Consider the following 3,793-nt stretch of genomic DNA (forward strand, 5'->3'; position numbering starts at 1 on the left):
GCCTCGAACAGCTCAACCTCTGGGGCTGAGTCGCCGCCTTTAGGCGGCCCAAGAACCGCGGGGCCGCGTTAGCGACCCCGTAGCCGCTTCGAGCGGCTCACGAATGAAAGCCCCCGGCTTTGCCGGGGGATGGTTACTCTCTTTAGTCAGGGTTTAGTAGGCAATGTTCTTGGTGATGTCTTTACGCCAATGGTTTTAATATTTCTCATATTTTTTCTTTTATTTGCTCAGATCATTTGTTATTGACGAGGTCAAGGTGTGTCAGATTCCGCGTGATTCACGTGTCGATGGTGAATTTGCTCCGCGGTTGTGGTTTTTGTCCGCTGTTGCCGCCGCCCAATGCCTGGTACTGCCCCCAATCTAAAAAAGACTGAGTATGGATCCGGGGGATACAAGTGACCTGATGACATCTACTGGGGTTATCCCGTTAGGATATTTCTCTGTTCTGAAGACATCGTTGCGTTTCCGCTCTTGTCTTGGTTTGGCTGCGATTTCGCTCGCTGATCTTTTCGCGGTTCCTTTCTCCCGTGCTGTTTGTCCAGTTCTCTTGTCATTGCTCCACGTGCCTTTATATGTATCCCCATTCCAAGTTACCGCCTCGCCGTAACCCTCTTTGGAGCCGTTTCTAAAATTTCCTGAATATTTTTTCCAGCCACCTTTCTCGTCGCTATTATCTCTTGGCCAGCTTGCGACGCCCTGGCCGTGTCTCTTACCGTCAAGAAATCCCCCTTTATATGTTTCTCCGTCGCTGAGAATTGACTCGCCATAATGATATTGGCCATTCTTCACCTCGCCAATAAATTTTTGGCCTGGTTTTCCATTTTCGTACCATTGAAGAGTCCCTGAGCCCTCAGCTATACCTGAAGCGTTGCAGCCGCCACTCCAAGAAATTGTTTCATTTTGCACCGGGTGAGGATTCCATACTTTACAATGCGTCGTACTATCTTGTATGTAGTATGGTTTGCTCGGTGTTGTAATAGATGTGCATCCAGCAGATAGGCCGATGCTGGTTATTATCGCCGCAGAGAGAAGCCAAAGCGTAGAACGATTCATAGATGTCCTCGATTTCGATGTCTTCGCCACATCATTGGGGCAACCGCTGGGGGCGTCGGCTTGGTCGGTCATAACTCAGTACCGAAGTCCGACGTAAACGTACAGCGAACACTCCGGGGGCAAGCGGCGGCTGGCCGATGCTTATGCCTGAAGCTGTCCATGGTCAGCAAGTCTCTAAAAAACAGGCTTGTGCTGCCCGGCCCTCAATGTCGCTGCTGGCGGTCGCGCAAGGGCTGGTCGCCGGGTTGGTACGTGGTTGCCCTTGCAATCTCCGTCAAGTTGTGGTTAATTTACTTGAAACCTTGGGGAGATTACAGACCAGAAAATGGCGATCTCTGTAGCGTTTGGGAGGATGTCATGCAAATTCACGAAAAGTTGAAGACGATGCGGCTGTGTAAGAGTTGGACGCAGGAGGACTTAGCCGAGAGGCTCGGGTGGGCCGTCAATACCTATGCCAAGATCGAACGCGGCGAGTCGGATATCAAACTGGACAAGCTGAAGCAGATTGCGGATGTCATCGGCGTGGACGTAAGCGAATTGCTGAATACCAGCGAAAAGACGGTATTCAATTTTCCGGAGAATTGCGGGCAGAGCAACCTGGCGCATACCATCCTCTTGAGTGAATCTCAGTGCGCCCATGAACTCGATAAGGCGCGCTTGATGCTCGCGCAGAAGGATAAGGAACTCGCTTGGCTTAAACAGGAGGGGGAGCGACTGAACGAGATTATCGTGCTGTTGAAGAAGGTGGGAGCGGGTGCGGCGGCAGACCCCGGATGAAGGGGCTTCCTGCGAATGTGGCGGCCTTTCTCATCACTGTGGCCGCAGAGCAGTGCGGGGGCTTGTCGCGGCCGGGGGCCGCTCCTACAGGGTGATGCGCTTGGATCGAATCGACGCCATTGATACGGCCCCTGCGGCCTGGCCCAGCCACGGTCTCGAGGCGCTCGGGGCATGCCCGGTGTGCGATCACGCCGGCCGGGAACCGCTGCTCGCCGACCTGCGGGACCTGGTCTTCGGGATCGGCCCCGGTACCTGGACGCTCTGGCGCTGCACGGCCTGTGGGGCGGGTTATCTCGACCCGCGGCCGGATCGCGCGACCATCGGTCTGGCCTACGCTGGCTATTACACCCAAGAGGCAGCACTCACCCCGGGCCGCGTCTCGGCCGCGCGTACGCGGCGGCTCGCGCGCCGCAATGCCTATCTGAACCAGCGCTGGGGATACGCACTGGCGCCCGCCCTCACTGGACCAGTGCATTTGCCCCCAATACAGCAGCGGCGCGCGGACCGGGTGGTCCGCTCGCTGCCGGCGGCTCGCGCGGGCGAACGGTTGCTCGATGTCGGCTGTGGCAACGGTGCCTGGCTGGACCTGATGCGCGCCGGGGGCTGGGCGGTCTGGGGCGTGGAGCCGGATGCGCAGTCCGCGGCGCGGGCCGCGGAACTGGGCCTGTCGGTGGTGCCGGACCTGCTGACCGCGCCCTTTCCGGACCAGCACTTCGACGCCATCACCCTGAATCACGTCATCGAGCACCTGCATGACCCGGGCGCGGCCCTGGCCCGCTGCTACGCCCTCCTGAAACCCGGCGGCCGGCTCTGGATCGCCACCCCGAATCTGGATGCGTTGGGGCGAGTGCGCTTCGGTCCCGCCTGGCGCGGCCTGGAAACGCCCCGGCATCTGGTGCTGTATACCGCGTCCAGCCTGCGGGGGATCCTGGCCGCGGCCGGCTTTGAGTCGATCGAACGGCTGCCCCCGACCGACCCGGCCCGCGGCATGTTCCTGGAGAGCGCACGGATTGCCCGCGCTCGGCGTCTCACCTGGCTCGCGCGCGCCCGGGTGAAATGGCAGGCGTGGCGGGCGGATCGGCGGGTGAGTCGTGCGCCCGAGTGTGCGGAGGAGTCGGTTGTTGTTGCAGTGCGTGGATCATTCGGCGAAATGCGATAATGACTCCCAATGCTCGGATTCCTTCCTCAACCCTGCTCCGTCAATCCGTGAGACACTGACATGGGAGATACGCCATGCGCCCACAGACCCAAGAGATTGAACGCGCGATGGACCAACTCGGCCGTCGCGAAAAGCTCCACCTCATTGAGGTCCTCGCCCGTTCGCTCCAGCGCGGCGATGACCTGAGCGAGCCCCCGGACAGACGGGCGAACCTTGATCGGCTCCGGGCCGAGCTGGCAGGGCTGCCTATCGGCAACCCTGGGGACGGCCGTTCCAACCGCGACCATGACGCTGTGATCTATGGGGCTGGGCGATGATCTTCGTTGAGACCGGTGCCTGGTTTGCTGCCTTCGTGGCCAACGATGCGGACCACCTGGCAGCCTCTGCGTGGCTTACGGAGAACCGCGAGCCGCTGATCACGACCGATTGGGTGGTCGACGAGTTATTGACCTTGCTGCGGATGCGGGGCGAAGGGCAGCGGGCCTTGCGCTTGGGCGAGGCCCTGCTCGATGAGGAGATCGCGGAACTCCACTGGGTGACGCGGAACGAGGTCTTCGCCGCCTGGGATGTTTATCGCCGGTTTGCCGACAAACAATGGAGCTTTACCGACTGCGTGAGCAAGGTCGTCATGGCCCGGTGTGGGATTCGCATGGCCTTCGCCTTTGAGAGCCTGTCTAGAAACTAAATTATTGATTTTATAGCAAAAAAATTGTAGAATCTCCGGAATCCATACGAAAATGCGATCTTATTCCGGGTTTCAATATGAATGAAGACAGCATCGAGTCGCCTGCCAGGTATCCTAGC

5 protein-coding genes are annotated in these 3,793 nt (G+C 59.0%); 4 read left to right on the forward strand and 1 reads right to left on the reverse strand.

Annotation, left to right across the window (positions count from 1 at the left end; all coding sequences use genetic code 11):
- Window positions 1-360: 360 nt before the first annotated feature.
- A complete protein-coding gene (locus QZX93_RS07240) occupies window positions 361-906 on the reverse strand; it encodes a hypothetical protein (protein WP_295385465.1) in 546 nt (181 codons plus the stop codon).
- Window positions 907-1,410: 504 nt separating this feature from the next.
- On the opposite strand from QZX93_RS07240, the gene QZX93_RS07245 reads away from it, so the two are divergent.
- The 4 genes from QZX93_RS07245 (at window position 1,411) to QZX93_RS07260 (ending at window position 3,674) form a co-directional block, all read left to right on the forward strand.
- Entirely contained in the window at window positions 1,411-1,830 is a 420-nt protein-coding gene (locus QZX93_RS07245; RefSeq protein ID WP_295385467.1) for a helix-turn-helix transcriptional regulator, read from the forward strand.
- A 100-nt stretch (window positions 1,831-1,930) separates the two neighbouring features.
- Window positions 1,931-2,989 carry a class I SAM-dependent methyltransferase gene (locus QZX93_RS07250; protein ID WP_295385469.1) on the forward strand — a complete coding sequence of 353 codons (1,059 nt, stop codon included), beginning with the start codon at window positions 1,931-1,933 and terminating at the stop codon, window positions 2,987-2,989.
- Between the two features lie 74 nt (window positions 2,990-3,063).
- Window positions 3,064-3,306: a hypothetical protein gene (locus tag QZX93_RS07255; protein ID WP_295385473.1), complete on the forward strand. Its 243-nt coding sequence runs from the start codon at window positions 3,064-3,066 to the stop codon at window positions 3,304-3,306.
- The gene (locus tag QZX93_RS07260; protein WP_295385475.1) at window positions 3,303-3,674 is read left to right on the forward strand and encodes a PIN domain-containing protein; all 372 of its coding nucleotides are present in this window, start codon (window positions 3,303-3,305) and stop codon (window positions 3,672-3,674) included. The genes QZX93_RS07255 and QZX93_RS07260 overlap by 4 nt, the downstream gene beginning before the upstream one ends.
- The last annotated feature ends 119 nt before the right edge of the window (window positions 3,675-3,793 follow it).

It is taken from the genome of uncultured Thiodictyon sp. (assembly GCF_903946935.1).
Classification (GTDB): domain Bacteria; phylum Pseudomonadota; class Gammaproteobacteria; order Chromatiales; family Chromatiaceae; genus Thiodictyon.